This window comes from Tolypothrix sp. FACHB-123, from assembly GCF_014697075.1.
In the GTDB taxonomy this organism is placed as follows: Bacteria; Cyanobacteriota; Cyanobacteriia; order Cyanobacteriales; family Nostocaceae; genus Aulosira.
Genome location: NZ_JACJRE010000001.1, coordinates 42,532 through 61,020 on the forward strand (window position 1 = coordinate 42,532; position 18,489 = coordinate 61,020).

Sequence of the window (18,489 nt, forward strand, 5' to 3'; positions counted from 1 at the left end):
CATTGTTGTGGAATTTTGTACCCCAGACTACATTTGGGGTTTTTGTAAATAAAAATACAAGAAATAGCAGCATTAGTACTACTTTTAGGCGCAAAATACCTCTGACAATCTTCCTAATCTTGTATAAAAGATAGCAGTACTTTGTTTAATATAATTCCTGGACGAACTCTGTGCCTCCTCAATTTAATCTTCGAGTTTTCTTCTAATAGGCTAATTTGCTGAATTTTAGGGGAATATGCTGAGGCATATTTTCTCTGACTGGTGCAAAATAGCTATTTACACTGATTCGGAATGGCATCTATATTGGTTGAAATTTTACTAATTAACTACAGTATGCCAAACAAGATTAACTGTTACAATCGACACCAGAGTCTATAGGGAATTTTCAATTGTTTACCGCTTCAGTAGCCAGCCTGGAAATTTCTGGTTATTGGCAAACAATCATACATATTCAATTACAAAACGCGGAAAATTACTAGATAAGATCGTCGCGGAAACGGTAAAGAAATTTTTGATATTTTTACTGTTTGCTTTTTTCTTTGAAGAAAAATTACAAACTTTAAGTATTTATTGCAACTTCATTGCCAACTTGTAATATTTTGCCAACTGATGGGGCTGACAGTTGAGTATTAACAGTCAATTTGTAGAAATGATTAAATCGGGATGCAGCCGCCCAATCTGGCAAAGTTGCTTGTCGCTGCTGCACAAATATTTTTTGAAAGTTGCTGTCGGCTTTACCAGAATCAGGATGACGTGTTGGGACTACGCAGCGTTGACAAGGCTGAATTCCCAAAAAGCAGATATCACCGATGCGAAAGGAAACTGTTGCATCGCTTTGGTGACTAAATAATCGATCTTCCCAAAATGCTGGTACACCGCCAATTTCAATGTTGGCACGTAGGCGACGGCGCATTTGTGCCACAGTCATATCCGGGAACCAAGAAGCCACTTCTGTCAAAGTGGCTGTACTCACCACTGTCGGCCCTGGACAGTTGCGATCGTCGGGAAAACCCATTTCTAAATTCTGGCCTAATGTGACTGCAAAGCCAAAAAAATCGCTAAAAGTTGCCTCTAGGTGCTGCCGTTCTCTATCTAGATGGAAAATTCTCGGCGAATCGCTACCGGGAACTTGCAGAGATAAGGTTCTTTGTGCAAGTGAAAATTCTGTGCGCAATAAATGAATTTTGGCATGGCGTTTGCCATTAACAACATTGCCATCTTCATCGAAAAGCGCAAATTCGCGATCGCCCTTTAGCGCTCCACTAGGGAGAACTGTAACGTTCTCAACTTCAACACCATCCAACGACTTAATGGGGTAGAGTACAATCTTAGCTAAGTATGGCATTATACAGCGTACTCCAGGTAAGTAGGTCAGGGGGAAAACTTGTACCGATTAAAAGCCAGAGGGGGCAAAGCTTATAAGTAAATTTACTTTTTTAGCAACTTTGGTTTTTTTGTCACCCTCTACTTCCGGACTACCAATAAAAAACATCCCTATCATCAACTAATTTAGCCCCTAACTCGTAGGGGCGGAGTGACCCCGCCCCGACAATTTGGGATAATTTATTTTTTGGACTTCCCTATAGTTAATAGTTCAACTTAGGGGTAACAAGCATAGATCGCTAAGTTTAGGGATATAAGGGTGATTTATCAAGACCACCAACTTGATTGAGCGGCCAGAATCGCAGCACAGCCCGACCGATGATATTCTTTTGGGGGACAACACCCCAGCAACGGCTATCATAGCTACTGTTACGGTTATCGCCTAGGACTAAATATGAATTCGGGGGTATGGTCTGGGGTTTGGCTAAGAAGGGTACTTGCTGGCCTGAGGTACAAACGTCAATTACTGTACCTTGTTGGTTTTTGAGGTAGTTATCTTCCGGGAGAGGTTTGTTATTGATATAGACTTTGCCATTTCTGAGTTCTACTTTTTCCCCAGGTAAGGCAATGATGCGTTTAATGAAAGCATCGTGATATTGTTCTCTTTTTAACTCATCTGTGGGGGAAAAGACGACGATGTCCCCGCGCTGTGGTTGAGAAAACCTGTACTTCAATTTATCTACAATTATCTTGTCTGCCTCCCACTGGTTTGGAGTACCATGCAGGGTGGGTTCCATAGATCCCGAAGGAATCCAACGAGCTTCGGCAACAAAAGTACGAATTCCTAGGGCTAGAACTATGCTTAATATAACTGTTCTACCTAGCTCTCCAATCCAGGAATGATCGGGTTGTTGACTAGAATTTTTATCAGACACTTGATTTTGCATGAAATTACTGAAGTAAACAAAGATGCAGGTAATTAAATTGCCAAAGGGGAACTATATTTGGAAATTTTAACCGTAGAACTCTAATTGGATTTTCATGTTTTCATTTTGACAGTAATATACATAGATAACAATAAACTTTTTTAACCTGCGGCAAAAATTGACTACAAAGAGTGCAATCAAGTTTAACCTAAAAAAATAGTTCTCTGTTATGCATAGTCCTTTATTCTGAGTATTGTTAACTCTATGTCATCTGCCAAAAGTTTATTAATTCGCCATGCCCAGATAATTCTACCTAGTGGGGAATTAATGGTTGGGGATGTGCTGACGCGCGATCGCCAAATAGTCGAAGTTGCACCGCAAATCTCCACACAAACGGCTACTAGTGAAATTGACGCTACTGGCTTAACATTGTTGCCAGGAGTCATAGATCCACAAGTGCATTTCCGCGAACCAGGCTTGGAACATAAGGAAGATTTGTTTACCGCCAGTTGTGCTTGCGCCAAAGGAGGAGTAACTTCCTTTTTGGAAATGCCCAATACACGTCCGTTGACAATTAACCAAGAAGCTTTAGACGATAAACTACAACGTGCCTCCAATAAGTGCTTAGTTAATTATGGCTTTTTTATTGGGGCAACAGCAGAGAATCTACCAGATTTACTTACCGCCAAACCAACCCCAGGAATTAAAATTTTTATGGGGTCAATGCACGGTCAATTACTAATTGACCATGAAGCAGCTTTAGAGAAAATATTTTCTCAAGGCGTTAGCGAAGCTCCTGCGAAGCAGGCTCGCTTAATTGCGGTACACGCTGAAGATCAAGCGAGAATTAACCAACGTCGCCAAGAATTTGCGGGAATTCACGATCCGGCTATCCATTCCCAAATTCAAGATAACGAAGCAGCATTATTGGCTACTAAACTGGCATTAAAGCTGTCTAAAAAATACCAGCGGCGCTTGCATATTCTTCACATGTCCACCGCCGAAGAAGCCGAGTTATTGCGTCAAGATAAACCCAGTTGGGTAACCGCAGAGGTCACACCACAACATTTAGTCTTAAATACTAGCGCTTATGAGAAAATTGGCACTCTGGCGCAAATGAATCCACCTTTGCGATCGCCCCATGATAATGAAGTTTTATGGCAAGCTTTGCGTGATGGCGTCATAGACTTTATCGCCACAGATCACGCACCTCATACCTTAGCCGAAAAAGCCCAAGAATATCCTAACACTCCCTCAGGTATGCCTGGTGTGGAAACTTCCTTAGCTGTGATGTTAACTGCTGCTAAGGAAGGAAAATGTACAATTGCCCAAGTTGTACAATGGATGTCCAAAGCGGTAGCTGTAGCTTATGGTATTCCCAACAAAGGTGCGATCGCTCCCGGTTATGATGCCGATCTTGTACTGGTAGATTTAAATACTTACCGCCCAGTCCGCCGCGAAGAACTTTTAACTAAATGCGGTTGGAGTCCATTTGAAGGCTGGAACTTGACAGGCTGGGCTGTGACAACTATTGTCGGTGGTGAAATTGTCTATGACAAAGGCAAGTTAAATACCCAAGTCCGAGGTCAAGCTTTAACTTTCTTGTAGTCAATCTTGATTCTCTCCTTACTTAGCATACAACAGTAAATCATTACACTTTCAGGTGATGGTATAACGGACAAGAGTCATTTCCAGACCATTGCTTGTTTGGTCATGGGTTAATAGTCATTGGTAAAAAAGTTATCAACTCTGGAATCCAGACTTGGGATGATTTGAACTATTGACTATTGACTCTGAACTCTGGACTATTGACTATTGACTTTGGACTAACAAATATGACATTCAAAATCCTGAGTTTAGATGGTGGCGGTATGCGGGGAGTAATTACAGCACGAATCCTCCAAGAAGTTGAGAAACAGGTAAAAAAGCAAAAAGGTCAGAATTTAAATGAGTACTTTGACTTAATTACGGGTACTTCTACTGGATCGATTCTCGCCGCCGGATTGGTTGTTGGTAAAACTAGTCAAGAATTGATTGATTTATATATCAATGAAGGTAGGCGGATATTTCCCCTGAAATGCAAAAACCGCTATCATAAGTTTCCATCGTTTGTACAGCCTATTCTGGAAGCATTTTCACCCAGCAAGTATTCTCATGAAGGATTAGTCAACGTCTTAATTGAAAAGTTGGGATATAAAAGAATCAAAGATATAGATAGTCCGATAATTTTGATTTTGGCTTACGATACCCTGTATCGCAACACCACATTTTTTACTAATTGTCATCCAGATTTGGGCTACCGTTGGTACGATGAATGTTACTTATGGCAGATATGTGTCGCTTCTGCATCCGCCCCTACGTTTTTTCCCCCATATAAATTAGAGCCTGTCAATAAAGAAAAATTCGGTAATTGGGTGTTCCCGCATATTGATGGTGGGGTATCAGCAAATAATCCGGCTTTAGCCGCACTAAGTTTGGTGATGCGCATCAGTCAATCTTCAGATTTGCTTGTCTCTCCAGAAACTAAGCGCAAATATAAATTAGAAAATCTCCAGATGGAAGACATCTCCATTTTATCTATTGGCACCGGACAAACTGGTGAACCCTATCAATTTGAGCAAGTACACCAATGGAAGCCTTTGGACTGGGCGCAACATATTACTGATATATTTATGGAGCCTACGTCTGAGATTAATAGCACGATTTGCCGACAACTGATGGGCGGGTATGAATCTCAACGCTATTTACGCCTTCAGTTTGATTTGAATGAGAGATTTAAGGCGAAATCAAAAGAAACATATAAAGATACTCGCGTCGTCTTAAAACCACACGAGCGAACCAATAAATATACAGGTAAAAAAGTTAGTGAAGAAATAGATGACGCTAGCCAAGATGTTATTCAACAGTTGATAGATGCGACATCTGCATTTATTGATGAAGGACATACTTACTATACAAGAAACGATTTAGGCCCGAATGTCAAACAGGCGATCGCATCTTTTATTGCTATTAATTAGTGCATCTACTTAAAAATATATTGAGAGAGTTTTACAACAAAACTATCTTGCTCCAAATCTCGTATATACACGAGATTTTTGCGTATTTATCATTACATCATTTTATCAGGTTTATTTATATACAAAATAGAGTATAACTTATACATTTTGCCAAAAAGCAGGGGACAAATTAATTGCTAGGGTCTCCCAGCCTTGACTTGGCCATTATGCATGACCCATAGGTATTACTAGTATAAAAATATCTTTTTTGTAGTAGAATAATTGATTAATTTATTCTGGCTCTGAACTAATGAAGCTGATATTTACCTGTATAAACATTGAAATTGTGGGTAAACAATCAGTATATATATAGGTTGTAGTGCCGATAAAAAGTGAAGATTTTTTAATTTTTAGCGTTTAGCTTGCGGTATTTCAGTATTTTATCTTCTCTTTACGGAAATTTAAGAAAATACTCTGGATAAATAAATTTAAATTTGTTCTGTAAAAACTCTGTTTTCAGAGCAAGATAAGTCTATATATGCTTGATTTACAGAGTATAAAAATCTGTGTTGAAAAAATTACTTGTTTTATTGGGCAAATTCAGTCAGATAAACTATTACTGAGTGGCAAATTTGAACAAAGATAACCTAAAAAGTGTTTCACCAATAACAAACATCCCAAGAATTGAGGTCATGTCAGGATGAAACAGCATATTGCCATAAAATTCCCAAATTTCAGCACATATTGCTGAAACCAATGCACAGAATTCGGCAAAGCAATCTTATTTGATTGTCTGGATTAAGCGTATCTAATAATTGCTAATCACAATTGACCAAAAAAAGAGTACAGACATTTAGTTTGGTGATGTATGACCAATATCTATCTATCTGTACTGCTCATTTTGTCATTGCTATTTAGCTAATTCGTGATGCCAAATGAAGGGTTTGACTAAAAATTAACATTTGGTTTGTGGTTTTTACTAACTTGATTAAAATTGGAGAAATTAAGAGAATTATGTTAATTAATGAATCTGATGAACGTGGTAGTGGTAGATAGCAAAACCATAGTTGATGGCTGAAATTAGCCTATTGTCAAAGTTCAGCATCTTGAAAATAAGGAATAATAGCGGCGATTACCTGGCTAAAAGGATAATTAAATGCAGTTATTTTAGCTTGGCGATCGCCCTCATTCCCATAACTCAACTTGACAATCAAATAACTATCTGGTTGGTAGGGCATTCTTTCTGGCCATTCTATGGCGACAATTCCCGGTGTAACTTCAAAACCTTCCCAATAAGTCTCTAAATTTAAATCAGCAACTTCTTGTGGTTCTAAGCGATATAGATCCAAATGGTAAAGGGGAAGCCGACCTTCTGTGTACTCATTAACGATGGTAAAAGTCGGACTCACAATCGGTTCGCTCATCCCCAAACCTTTACCAATACCTTGGACTAAGGTGGTTTTACCCGCGCCTAAATCACCTTCAAGCAAAATTACACTACCAGCATCAAGACATTTTCCCAGAGTCATACCCAAATTCAGGGTAGCTTCGGCATCTGCGAGCAAAATTTTTAATTCATCTCCCATGATGAGCACCACTGTACCACCGCAATAAGACTTTTGCTAGTTTTTCGGGATTGTGACGGACATAACCGGTCTCATCTTCAAATAAAACATTAGCTGGGACAATTCTCCGCCCTAAGAGAGTAACAGCTTCTCTATCTAAAAAGACGGGGTGAGAATTTTGTTGGGCGTAGCGGATCAGTGACTTCGCCGAGGGGGATTTTTTATGTACGAGTACAGCATCAAATAGCCGACGATGATCGGTAGCCGCATCAATAGCGCGAATATGGTCAGCAACAGTATAACCCTCAGTTTCGCCAGGTTGCGTCATAATATTGCAGACATAAATGCGGGGGGCGTTAGATTGAGCGATCGCATCAGCAATTTCTGGTACTAATAAATTAGGAATCAAACTAGTATAAAGACTACCTGGCCCAATAATAATATAATCTGCTTCTTTAATCGCTTTTAAAGCTGCTGGTAAAGCTGGGGGATTAGCCGGAAGACAGCCCAATTTGACAATTCTACCGCCCGCTTTCGGAATACTCGATTCTCCTTCAATTCGCCGACCATCGGCTAATTCTGCCCAGAGGCGCACATCACTGAGGGTAGCTGGTAAAACTTGTCCCCTGACTGCGAGAACTTTAGAACTAGCTGCAACAGCCCTTTCCAAATCCCCAGTAATTTCAGTCATCGCTGTTAAAAATAAATTACCAAAACTATGACCGCTTAAGCCGTCCCCTGCGCGAAAGCGGTATTGAAACAATTCTGTGAGTAATTTTTCTTCATCTGCGAGTGCGGCTAAACAGTTGCGAATATCTCCTGGTGGTAGCACTCCAAATTCTTGACGCAAACGCCCAGAAGATCCACCATCATCAGCAACAGTCACAATAGCAGTAATATTGGCACTATAGGTTTTCAGCCCCCGCAGCAAAGTAGAAAGACCCGTACCACCACCAATCACGACCATTTTTGGCCCTCGGTACAATCGATGATGGGCTAACAAAACATCAATCAGTTCTTCTTCACCTTCTGGCCTGAGTACCTTAGTGATTGAGCCGACTGTACGAGTTTGTCCCCAAAGTAGCAACAGTAAGCCAAACAGCAGCACTAAAGGGCCGCTGATATAGTTGGGTAAAATATTAGCAATGAATCCCAAAAACCCCCTCAGCAATTCTATTGCCCAAAAAATTGGGGTCAGCTTAATCCAAATAGCCAACCCCAGACTCGCCATTAACACGCCGCCAACACTGATTAGTAACCAACGTTTCACGGATAAGCCAGGAGATAACCACTTGAACCACTGGTTTACCCGATGGGAAGTGCGACGGCGCGACTGCTGTTGCAGGGCGTTGAGGGCTTGTCTAAAAAAAACTATTGACATACCTGATTCAAAGCAGTGGGACAAACAATAATTAACAGAAAATGTACACTACCTGCTTGAAACAGCAAGCATAGACTTATTACAATTTTTCATTCCCTTAGACTTGGAGCAAGTGATCAAAGTTGCTAGCATTGCCAGTAAAAAACCCTTGTCGTAAAAGTGAATTGAATGGAAAAACGTATTTTAGGATTAGATCCAGGGCTGGCGATTTTAGGATTTGGGGTAATTACCTGCAAACAAAATCCAGCCAAGATCACAGAAAAAAGCGTCCAAATGCTCGATTTTGGTGTAATTAGTACTTCTGCGAATACGGAAATGGGGCAACGCTTATGTACTTTATTTGACGATTTGCACACCCTGATAGAGGAGTTACAACCTGACTTGGTTGCGATTGAGAAGTTATTCTTCTATCGTATGTCAAGTACTATTTTGGTTGCACAAGCCAGGGGTGTACTTATGTTAGTCTTAGCACAGCGCCGTCTCCCTTATGTAGAGTTTACTCCTGCCCAAATCAAACAAGCGTTAACGGGATATGGTAATGCTGAAAAATATGAAGTGCAAGAGGCTGTGGCCAGGGAGTTAAATTTAGAGGAAATTCCTAAGCCAGATGATGCATCTGATGCTTTGGCTGTGGCGCTAACGGCGTGGTTTCAGATTTAATTTTGTAAGCAAGCAATAAAGTTAGTAAATTGGTGTTATCCAATAGGTGATTCCTCTGATCAATTTTTTCTGGAAACCAAACTGAGGTAATTGGGACTCAGTTAATCCTAAATAAGTCCAATGAGGAGTATCACCTTCTACAGTTTGAAACCAGCCATTTTGATTTAAAGCCTGTCTTTGCTTTTGGCTGGATAGCCGTAAATCAATAGCTAATCCCCAGAGATGTTGTGATGTTCCTGGTGGTGCAACTATGCTTAAAATTGCTGTTTCTTTACCCTGACGAACTTTTTCTAAAGTTCTCTTGTTAGCATATTTTTGCCAAAATCGGAGATTGGTGCTGAAGGTGCGCGTACAGTCACCGCTACCGTAACCTGATTTGAGAGGAATTTTTTGGATTGTTTTCGCCTTGTTTAAAGCTAATCCTGCTGCTTGTTGTAAATAACAATCCTTCGTACCATTAATTTTAATCATCGCGAGGGTTGATTGAAATTCTTTAGTTTCTTGTTCGTTAGCCAAGATAACTTTTTTTGGTAGTTTAATTTCTGGTTCTTGATTGACAAATACTGCTCCATATTTATGTAATAAAATATATTCATAAGTACCTGGTTGGGGAATTGTCGGTAATTTCATCGCAATTGCTGACAAAAAACGCTGCTGCTCGTTTAATTCGGGATTGGGAGTAAATGGTTTAATGGGAGTCGGTGAAGTTATCGGTTCAGGAGAAATTAGACATTGTGCGTTATTTAAGCAAATATTAAATTGTGCGGTATGAATAACTGTTTGGTGATGAGCAATTCCATTACTAGCAACTAGGGTAAAAGTAATCAGGAAAATAATTGTTAGCAAAGTTAGTTTGTGAAAGATTCGGTACATATTCAAATAATGATTAAGTTGTTTAAATAAGTTCTGATTTTAGAGAATAGTCAGGTTGTTTAATAATTAATCAACAATTGGCAATTTTTGCATGGGTTAACATGCAATCCAAAGCACATCCATGAAACTACGGTATCAGCTAAAATTGAAGATAACTCTAAGTTTGTTGACCTTGTAAGTATGACCATGCACAATTCCATTGCCAAAACAGCTTTTGAGCAAGACGCTTTTGATGTTATTGTCGTCGGTGCAGGTCACGCCGGTTGTGAAGCAGCCCTTGCTACTGCCCGCCTCGGTTGTCGGACTCTGCTGTTGACACTGAATTTAGATAAAATTGCTTGGCAACCATGCAATCCCGCAGTGGGAGGGCCAGCTAAATCTCAATTAACCCATGAAGTTGATGCGTTGGGTGGAGAAATTGGGAAAATGGCAGACCGGACTTATCTGCAAAAGCGGATTCTCAATTCGTCACGGGGGCCTGCTGTGTGGGCTTTACGCGCCCAGACGGATAAGCGGGAATATGCAGCGGTGATGAAGGGGATTGTTGAAAATCAAGAGAATTTAACAATCCGTGAGGGAATGGTCACAGACTTAGTGCTGGGTGCTAACAATGAAGTAATTGGTGTTGAGACTTACTTTGGAGTGACTTTCCAGTGTAAAGCAGTTATCTTGACGACTGGGACGTTTTTGGGCGGGAAGATTTGGGTAGGAAATAAGTCAATGGCGGCGGGACGCGCAGGAGAATTTGCGGCGGAAGGCTTAACGGAAACCTTAAATCGCCTCGGTTTTGAAACAGGAAGACTAAAAACTGGTACACCTGCAAGGGTAGACAAGCGATCGGTGGATTACAGTAAAATGTCTCTCCAGCCGGGGGATGAAGAAGTCCGCTGGTTTAGCTTTGACCCAGAAGTCTGGGTAGAACGAGAGCAAATGCCTTGCTACATTACCCGCACGACTGCTGAAACCCATCGCCTGATTCAAGAAAATTTACACTTGTCCCCTGTATATGGTGGTTGGGTAGAGGCCAAGGGGCCGCGTTATTGTCCGAGTATTGAAGATAAGATTGTCCGCTTTGCTGATAAAGAAAGCCATCAAATCTTTATTGAACCAGAAGGTAGGGATATTCCCGAACTTTATATTCAAGGATTTTCTACAGGTTTACCGGAAAATTTGCAACTGCAAATGTTACGTAGTCTTCCCGGTTTAGAAAACTGTGTAATGCTACGTCCGGCTTATGCTGTGGAGTATGACTATTTACCTGCAACTCAGTGTTACCCGACAATGATGACGAAAAAAATTGCAGGACTGTTTTGTGCTGGACAGATTAACGGCACAACAGGTTATGAAGAAGCAGCAGCCCAAGGATTTGTGGCTGGTGTGAATGCGGCGCGGTTTGTGCGCGGTCAGGAAATGATTGTTTTTCCGCGTGAGCAAAGTTACATAGGAACTTTGATTGATGACCTCTGTACCAAGGATTTACGCGAACCTTACCGTATGCTTACGAGTCGGTCAGAGTACAGATTAATACTGCGCTCTGATAATGCTGACCAGCGATTGACACCTTTGGGAAGGGAAATTGGCTTAATTGGCGATCGCCGTTGGCAATTATATACCCACAAACAAGCACAGATTATTGCCGAAAAAGAACGGTTACACGCCACAAGGGTAAAAGAACATGATGAAATAGGAAGAGCGATCACAGCTGATACCCAACAAGCAATTAAAGGTTCGATTACCTTAGCTGACTTATTACGTCGTCCGGGATTCCACTATATTGATCTCGATAGATACGGACTGGGAAATCCCAGCTTGAATACTGTTGAAAAAGAAGGTGCAGAAATTGACATTAAGTATTCTGGTTATTTAGCTAGACAACAACATCAAATTGAACAGATTGCCCGTCAAGCACACCGCCAGTTATCCCCAGATTTGGATTACACAACAATTGATACCCTTTCAAAAGAAGCGCGAGAAAAGTTAAGTAAAGTAAAACCACTGACTATTGGTCAAGCAGCACGTATAGGTGGCGTAAACCCAGCAGATATTAATGCTTTATTAATATATTTAGAATTACGTAAAACAAAGAGCCAGTCAGAGTTTCCAGCCCTGGCTTCAAAAAAACTTCATGAAGCTTGAGTATAGTAGTAGGGAGGAGATGGGTATGATAGATGACATGGATTTAGAAATGGCATCATCAGCAGTCTCTAGATTCTCAGTTGAATTTAATACCATAAACCAATCAACTCGTCTAGTTTGGACGGAAGATTGAACATTTCACAGAAAATCCTGATTCCCAGGCAGTAAGGGCGGTATTGAGCCGTCCTCGCAGCTACCACCCACAAGCCTTATGTTAAAAGAAGCCAGTACTCATCTCATTATTCCAGAACCATCAGATGAATTGATTGCCAACGAGCCTTGGACAATTGAAGTCTACGCTGATGGCTTGATGGATGAAATCTTTGCCGATATCGATAATGTTCTGGATGCTACCGGGGATTTTTCCCACCAAACTGTGAATGTAGAGTATGTGCCTCTGCAAACAGTGAAAATGCCGCAGATTGTATTACCAGATGAACTACAGCAAGCTGTAGAAGGAGTTTCCCAAATGCGGGAAAAACCTGTCAGCAAAGTAGTAGTTGATACCCCGGCTAAAAAAGCAGTAATTCGCAAGTTGAAGAAAACCAAGAGTCCTTTTGGCACATTGCTGATTATAGGGTCAACTATTATCGGTGTGGCGATCGCGGGCATTATTTATTTGTTCAACTCGAGATTGCTAACTTTTGCCACCTCTAAGCCAATTACCTCCGCATATATCCAGGGACAACAGCCGCAATTACCGACAAAAGTTGATGTCCAAGCTGAGTTAGTTGATTACATGCTAGGGGCGCTGTCAATTATTGAACAGCAACAAAGCAAAAACAATCAAAGCTACGCCACTCCGGGTAATAACAACATTGGCGAAACTCCCAAAGTAGCAGCCTTACCTGTAGTTAGCACCCAGAAAAACCTGCTTTTGCCAACACCTCTGGCTGCAAATAACGTACCACCAGCCCCAAGACTTACCAAAAACATTGTTGAGCGCATATACATACCTGTGTATCAAGCACCAGCCCCCATGCGCAATGTCCCGTCCCTACTTCCACAGATTCCTAAAACCAAATCACCTGTGGCGGCTGTACCAACCATCTCCCGTCCTGGGGCTGTCAAAAATGCTTTAAATGCTGTGCGCAAACCAGCTAAACCTGTTAGCGTCAATATGTTTGCGGCTGCTGTACGCACAGATCTAAAACCTGTGAGTGTACGTACTGCACCAGTAGCAGTTGGGCAAACATCCAATCTGCTACCGACATTACCAGTTGTGCCATTTCGGGCTGCACCAGCACAAGCATCTACAGCTACAGCATCGGTATCTACTGTATCTTTGCAACAGGCTGTGTCAACTACATCACAACCTCTTCCTACCCATATCCTAGAGGGAATAATGGAGTTGGGAAACAAGTCTGCGGCTTTATTTAAAATTGATGGTAGTACACAACGCTTTGCTATTGGTGAAAGCATCGGTTCAAGTGGCTGGACACTAGTAGATGTGAGTAATGGGGAAGCGATCGTCCGTCGGAATGGTGAAGTGCGCTCAATTTATACAGGACAGAAGCTGTAAAACAATCTAAAACTTTCAATTTGACCCAAATGCATATTTATCATAGGTAGGGCTGATATCAATTCGTAATGCCCAATTACGAAAATCGGACATAATTTTGTGCTGAATTTTAGCAAATTGGTATTATGCCTTACCTACTTAATCTGAATATGCCTACACTTAACCACTAATTACAGATAAAAATGTGTGGTTGAGAATTGCCATATTGGGAATGGCTGCTTAAGTTTACTAGTATTTACTAGTTATCTTTGCAGAAAATATTTTTTGCTCGATTAATTGAATAAATAATACAGTATTTTCCCTTATCTGTTATCAGGGGTGTGACACCTCATTAGATGGTTAACTCGGTAATTAAACATAATTGGTGCTATGAGTTAGATCAATACTTCTGCGTATATCTGCGGTAATTGTTATTGAGTATGGGGCATGGGGCATTGGGCATTGGGCATGGGGCATTGGTAATTTGTTATTCTAATTTCAATAATGTTTGGTTTGTAGCACATCAATATATTTTAGAGGGCATGGCACTGCCATGCCCCTACCTGGGTAATTAATTAGGCTTGACTGTTAAAAACAAAATACTATTAGGTTCAACCGAAAAAGCCTGTCCGCGAATAATTGTGGATGGCAAAGTTGAACCAGTTACAGAGTTGCTACCATTTTGGTTGACTTTGTACAGTTGAATTTTTTGTCCAGAGGCTCCGGGTAACGCCCAACTTTGGGGTGCAATCATCTTCAGACGTGCGGAAACATTGACACCGGATCTGTTGACTAACATCAAGGATAAATACTTCTTACCACTAGCCTCACCCAAAACTGCTAAAGGTACTAAAGTAGAGCTGTTGGAACTGGTTGACTCCAGGACTTTACCGTAAAAACCCTGATTCAAATACTCAAAAACCCAGGATGCAGGGCGTCTGGGGAAAGAGGGAGAAGCGCCAAGTTTACCATACCAGCCATCAGCCTCGTTCCAAGCTGTCGCTCCGGTTGCGCCTGCATAGAGAATAGAACGTGCTGCTAAGGCATCAAATATGGCACTCACATCGTTAGTCATGCGCTGATCTGGCGGAGACCAACTGATGTTGTACTCGTTGTGGAAATATTCGATCGGTTTTGCAGTAAACTTCTTGACGCTGTTGCGCATGTAGTTTGTCGCCGCACCTACAGTTTTTTGTGCAGAGTTCCAAATTTCTGAGTTGGCATTGGTCTTAGAACCTGTGGAATAGGTATGATAGGAGATAAAATCTAATTCGGGGAATGCTGTCGAGACAAAAGCATCTATTCTCCCTGGGGTGTAAGATTGGGCGAAGGCTGGGCCGCCGATTTTGATTGTGGGATCGACTTTGCGCATTTCTCGCGCGGCGATCGCAAATATCTTCCCTACCTCGGCCATGTTATCGCGGTAGTAGGGTTTAGAATCAAGCTCGTTGGTTACCTCCCAATATTTAATCTTTTTTTGCTGCTTGATATTTAAGATTCTCACCAACTCTGCACAAAACTGTCCGTATCGCTTGTATTCAGAAGGTTTCAGCGCTCCCTTACTATCGGTTAAGTAAGCAGGAAAGTTGACAAGATTCATCATAATTACGGGGCTGTGCGGGTAGGCTCCATTCATCGCCGCAGTTATCTTTTCTACATCCCAAGAAAAGTTTGATGAATTGGGATTCTTTACCCAGCCACGTTTATCTGTGGTGGAGTCTTTCATCTGGCCTGCGTAATGGTATCTGATTAAGCCAGGGCGCATGGCATTTACACCATTACGATAGTTGGTATTACCACCTACGTTAGCTATTCCTGGGATATTTCCCTGATAAGAGTTGAGTCCGAAGTGCAAAGGCGTTGACACTAAGGGTTTTGAGGTAATTGGATTAGTTAGCTGTTTGCTCCAATTGACAGAGATACCAACCTCTTGGGAGAAGGCTGGTTGACTAACTATAATCAACAGAAAACTGCCGAGACACAAAGGTAAGAAACGACGAAAAAGTGAAATATTCAGGAACATACAAAACAAATCTCTAAAGAACAGCAGAAGTAACAAGACAAAGCCTAGATTTGGCGATCGCCTGTCGCTTCAAGGGGGAAGGAGAAAAATCAGCCCCCAAGATGATTGATTAGATACCCCTGAATTTATTAATGATGAAAATCAAGCCTATTTGCAGCTAGACAAAGCTAGCTAGGAAGTTTCAATTTGAAAATCGAATAGCTGAAGTAGTTTAGGACATGCCTAAAATCGTTGGTATCAGGTAGCCTGCACAATATTAAGTTTTTATTTTAGGTATACCAACCTGAAAACTTCATGCTTTCTTCACATAAGTTTATCATCTTTTATACTTCCTTTATCAAGTAAAAGTACTCAGAAAGTAGAAAGCAAGACTGGATATTTTAGCTAAAATCTTGACTCAGTAAGGGTTTCAGCCTGAGTTCGCTTATAACCAATTACCGACAAGCACAAACGCCGACCAAAAATAGGGATGTTGGTATAAAGGATCGGCCATGATTTTCAGTTGCGCTTGTCGTAATGCCTCAGCTTTAGTCAGGTTTGGGTTATTCAATTGCTGATAAAATTCTTTCATTAAGTTGGCGGTAGATTCGTCATTTACCGACCATAAACTAGCGATGGTACTTTTAGCTCCAGAACGCAAAGCAAACCCAGCTAAACCTAAGGTAGCGCGATTATCGCCAGATGCGGTCTGACAAGCACTCATAACTAATAATTCAATTGGTTGCTGAAGTCCTAACCTTCGGGATTGGAATAGGCGATCGAAATCTAAAATAGAAATGCGATCGCTCCATGTCAGTAAAAATGTTTCCTCTGGATTAGAACTAAATTGACCGTGAGTTGCAAGGTGAACTATGGGGAATGGTTGGCTATCAAGATATTTTTTTAAGGTATCGCGAGTAAATTCTTGATTTAGTAAGATTTTGGCATTAATTTTCGTCGTTACTTCTTGAATTTCTTCTGTAACAGCGGGTAAAGAACTAAACCCTTGGCGTGCTTCTGTTAACCCCGCAGCTAAAACCCCTAATTTTTGCCGTTCTAGTCCTTGGGGAAATAACTGTAATCCTGGACTGAGAGCCACATTATATTTTTCTACTACATATTGTTTGCCATCGTGCAGCGCTGCCATTGGTAAGTTACGCAACAAACCATCTAGCACAAAGACTAAGGTGGTAACTTTACTGCTGTTGAGTTTTTCCTCCGCAGGCGCGATTAACCATTTATAAACTCGTTGTGAGAGGCGAAAACTCTCTTCCCGAATATAACCACGGGACATATAAGAGTAAAGGCGTTTGAGGTTAGCTTCTACTTGTGCTTTGGGGATTTGGGTACTGTAGTGATGCAGGGGTTGATTGGGAATAGAAAGGATAACTTCTAAGCGATCGCTTAAAATAATTGGGTAAATAACAGCAGCTTGGACATCGATTTGATCGATAGCTACAGGATGGGTATCGACACAAGCATCTTTAAAATAATTATCCAATTCAGCTAGTTGTAGAGCTTCGATTACCTGACGCGCTTGTTTGAGGTTGTTTTGATTATCTCCTGGTTGTAATAACAAACTCACATAATCTCGATATATTGGTTCAATACTTTCTTTAAAGTCAAACTGGACATCGGGATTAATCGCAATTAAATCGCTGCGCAGGGATTGTAAGTTATTAAAGGCGATTTCATAAGCTGCGATCGCATTTTCAATATCTCCTTGTTCTTTAGCAATTTTCCCTGATTGTGCCGCAGTCCGCGCCACCAAATCAGGTGCATTCATTGCTTGAGCTAATATTTGTGCTTGTTTAGTTAGTTTTGTCGCCTCTGTTAATTGACCGTTCTGTTGGTAGAGTTTACCTAGTTGTTGCAGAGAATAAGCCTCGGATCTAGAATCTTGAATTTCTTGCGCTTGTTGGCTAGTTTTTACTAACAATTGAGCAATTTTGACATAATTGTGCTTTGAATCTGTCTGCTTACTCTCTTTTTGCATGAGGCTGTCTGCAAAGTTTATTTGAGCATAAATAGCTGGACGGCTAGGAGAAAGTAAAGCCAGGTTATTTTCAATTGCTGGAATTAGCGATTCAGTAGCTTCCCATTTTTGCAGTTTTACTAACAAGCTCAATTGATTTAATTGGGCTTCTAATTTAATTTGTGGTTCTGGAGATAAATTAATTGCTTCTTGATACTTGCTCAAAGCAACATCATAGTTTTTTAAATCTTTAGCAACATTACCCAGGCTGAAAATAACTGCACTTACATCAGCGGGAGAGTTAAGTTGTTTACTAATTGCCAAACTTTTTTCTAGTACTGTCTGAGATTGCTGTAAGTCACCTGTAGTTTGCAAAGCTATTCCTAAACTTCTCAATCCTTGGGCTTTTAGCAAACTATCGGGTTGATTTTGCAGTTCTTTTACCAGTCCTTCTAACAAGGTTTTTGACCGTCGATATTGTCCTAAAATTTGTAAACCTTGGGCTTGATTAATTTGACTGATGAGTTTACCTGTTTTATCTCCGGTGCGCTCGTAAATTACTGCGGCTTGCTTCCAAGTATCTATAGCAGTTTCTGTTTTTCCTTGCATTATTTGCAGCGAACCTTGGGTATTTAATGCTTGAGCTAACAGCAAACTAGTCTTGGTGTCTGATGCTTGAAACTGCTTGATTAAATTAATACTTTCGTTAATTATTTTGTCGCTTTGGGGGATATTACCTAAATTTTTATATACCAAACTCAAATAATTTAATATTTGAATTTGTTTGATTACTTCTTGTCTATTCTGATAAAACTTTAGGGCATTTTCCCATGTTTTAGCGGCTGCTTGATATTGCCCATTTTGATAGTAGTTTTTACCTTCAGACAATAAATCGGGATTATTAGATAGTTGTTGAATTAGCGGTTGCGAATTTGGTAAGTTAGGAGGTTTAGCGACAGCATAAATATTTTTATTAATTAATAATACAGTTAATATCAAGCTGAGAATAAATATATATATATTCTGTCGAATTTTCCTTTTTGCAGATAACTTAACAAATAAAATTTTGGCGATTTTGATTAGTGATTGATTATTCATAATATTTAATTTAAATAAATACACAAAGTGCTGAAATCAGGTTTAAGCCAAAA

At 40.6% G+C, this 18,489-nt stretch carries 12 protein-coding genes; 5 read left to right on the plus strand and 7 right to left on the minus strand.

Features of this window, described 5'->3' with window-relative positions; translation table 11 throughout:
• Positions 1-559 precede the first annotated feature (559 nt).
• On the minus strand, positions 560-1,345 hold the full coding sequence (locus tag H6G41_RS00155; protein ID WP_190742478.1) for an MOSC domain-containing protein: 786 nt from the start codon (positions 1,343-1,345) through the stop codon (positions 560-562).
• A 283-nt stretch (positions 1,346-1,628) separates the two neighbouring features.
• Complete coding sequence (lepB, locus tag H6G41_RS00160; RefSeq protein ID WP_190742480.1) at positions 1,629-2,270, minus strand: signal peptidase I; 642 nt, start codon at positions 2,268-2,270, stop codon at positions 1,629-1,631.
• Between the two features lie 243 nt (positions 2,271-2,513).
• Between lepB and H6G41_RS00165 the strand changes: the two genes are divergently transcribed.
• Together H6G41_RS00165 and H6G41_RS00170 are read left to right on the plus strand one after the other, a co-directional pair.
• Complete coding sequence (locus H6G41_RS00165) at positions 2,514-3,857, plus strand: dihydroorotase (RefSeq protein WP_190742481.1); 1,344 nt, start codon at positions 2,514-2,516, stop codon at positions 3,855-3,857.
• 227 nt (positions 3,858-4,084) lie between these two features.
• Complete coding sequence (locus tag H6G41_RS00170) at positions 4,085-5,266, plus strand: patatin-like phospholipase family protein (protein WP_190742483.1); 1,182 nt, start codon at positions 4,085-4,087, stop codon at positions 5,264-5,266.
• A gap of 1,070 nt (positions 5,267-6,336) precedes the next feature.
• Here H6G41_RS00170 and tsaE read toward each other — a convergent pair.
• Both tsaE and yvcK read right to left on the minus strand, forming a co-directional pair.
• Entirely contained in the window at positions 6,337-6,831 is a 495-nt protein-coding gene (gene tsaE / locus H6G41_RS00175; RefSeq protein ID WP_190742492.1) for a tRNA (adenosine(37)-N6)-threonylcarbamoyltransferase complex ATPase subunit type 1 TsaE, read from the minus strand.
• Complete coding sequence (gene yvcK / locus H6G41_RS00180) at positions 6,821-8,191, minus strand: gluconeogenesis factor YvcK family protein (RefSeq protein WP_190742495.1); 1,371 nt, start codon at positions 8,189-8,191, stop codon at positions 6,821-6,823. Before yvcK ends, tsaE begins: the two co-directional genes overlap by 11 nt.
• A 168-nt stretch (positions 8,192-8,359) precedes the next feature.
• Between yvcK and ruvC the strand changes: the two genes are divergently transcribed.
• On the plus strand, positions 8,360-8,851 hold the full coding sequence (ruvC, locus tag H6G41_RS00185; protein ID WP_190742497.1) for a crossover junction endodeoxyribonuclease RuvC: 492 nt from the start codon (positions 8,360-8,362) through the stop codon (positions 8,849-8,851).
• A gap of 21 nt (positions 8,852-8,872) precedes the next feature.
• Here ruvC and H6G41_RS00190 read toward each other — a convergent pair whose 3' ends face one another.
• Entirely contained in the window at positions 8,873-9,724 is an 852-nt protein-coding gene (locus tag H6G41_RS00190; RefSeq protein ID WP_190742500.1) for a D-alanyl-D-alanine carboxypeptidase family protein, read from the minus strand.
• 180 nt (positions 9,725-9,904) lie between these two features.
• Between H6G41_RS00190 and mnmG the strand changes: the two genes are divergently transcribed.
• Complete coding sequence (gene mnmG, locus H6G41_RS00195) at positions 9,905-11,860, plus strand: tRNA uridine-5-carboxymethylaminomethyl(34) synthesis enzyme MnmG (RefSeq protein WP_190742502.1); 1,956 nt, start codon at positions 9,905-9,907, stop codon at positions 11,858-11,860.
• Positions 11,861-12,071: 211 nt separating this feature from the next.
• Positions 12,072-13,382: a hypothetical protein gene (locus tag H6G41_RS00200; protein WP_190742504.1), complete on the plus strand. Its 1,311-nt coding sequence runs from the start codon at positions 12,072-12,074 to the stop codon at positions 13,380-13,382.
• A 550-nt stretch (positions 13,383-13,932) separates the two neighbouring features.
• Here the strand turns inward: H6G41_RS00200 and H6G41_RS00205 are convergent.
• Positions 13,933-15,384, minus strand: a complete 1,452-nt coding sequence (locus H6G41_RS00205) for a hypothetical protein (RefSeq protein ID WP_190742505.1) — start codon at positions 15,382-15,384, stop codon at positions 13,933-13,935.
• Between the two features lie 424 nt (positions 15,385-15,808).
• Positions 15,809-18,436 carry a CHAT domain-containing protein gene (locus tag H6G41_RS00210; RefSeq protein WP_190742506.1) on the minus strand — a complete coding sequence of 876 codons (2,628 nt, stop codon included), beginning with the start codon at positions 18,434-18,436 and terminating at the stop codon, positions 15,809-15,811.
• Positions 18,437-18,489 lie beyond the last annotated feature (53 nt).

Excerpts from the sequence above, each read along its gene's own strand:
- H6G41_RS00200 (WP_190742504.1), top strand. The coding sequence starts at position 12,072 with ATGTTAAAAGAAGCCAGTACTCATCTCATTATTCCAGAACCATCAGAT.
- lepB (WP_190742480.1), bottom strand. The coding sequence starts at position 2,270 with ATGCAAAATCAAGTGTCTGATAAAAATTCTAGTCAACAACCCGATCAT.
- H6G41_RS00170 (WP_190742483.1), top strand. The coding sequence starts at position 4,085 with ATGACATTCAAAATCCTGAGTTTAGATGGTGGCGGTATGCGGGGAGTA.
- ruvC (WP_190742497.1), top strand. The coding sequence starts at position 8,360 with ATGGAAAAACGTATTTTAGGATTAGATCCAGGGCTGGCGATTTTAGGA.
- H6G41_RS00205 (WP_190742505.1), bottom strand. The coding sequence starts at position 15,384 with ATGTTCCTGAATATTTCACTTTTTCGTCGTTTCTTACCTTTGTGTCTC.
- H6G41_RS00155 (WP_190742478.1), bottom strand. The coding sequence starts at position 1,345 with ATGCCATACTTAGCTAAGATTGTACTCTACCCCATTAAGTCGTTGGAT.
- yvcK (WP_190742495.1), bottom strand. The coding sequence starts at position 8,191 with ATGTCAATAGTTTTTTTTAGACAAGCCCTCAACGCCCTGCAACAGCAG.
- H6G41_RS00190 (WP_190742500.1), bottom strand. The coding sequence starts at position 9,724 with ATGTACCGAATCTTTCACAAACTAACTTTGCTAACAATTATTTTCCTG.
- mnmG (WP_190742502.1), top strand. The coding sequence starts at position 9,905 with ATGACCATGCACAATTCCATTGCCAAAACAGCTTTTGAGCAAGACGCT.
- H6G41_RS00165 (WP_190742481.1), top strand. The coding sequence starts at position 2,514 with ATGTCATCTGCCAAAAGTTTATTAATTCGCCATGCCCAGATAATTCTA.
- tsaE (WP_190742492.1), bottom strand. The coding sequence starts at position 6,831 with ATGGGAGATGAATTAAAAATTTTGCTCGCAGATGCCGAAGCTACCCTG.
- H6G41_RS00210 (WP_190742506.1), bottom strand. The coding sequence starts at position 18,436 with ATGAATAATCAATCACTAATCAAAATCGCCAAAATTTTATTTGTTAAG.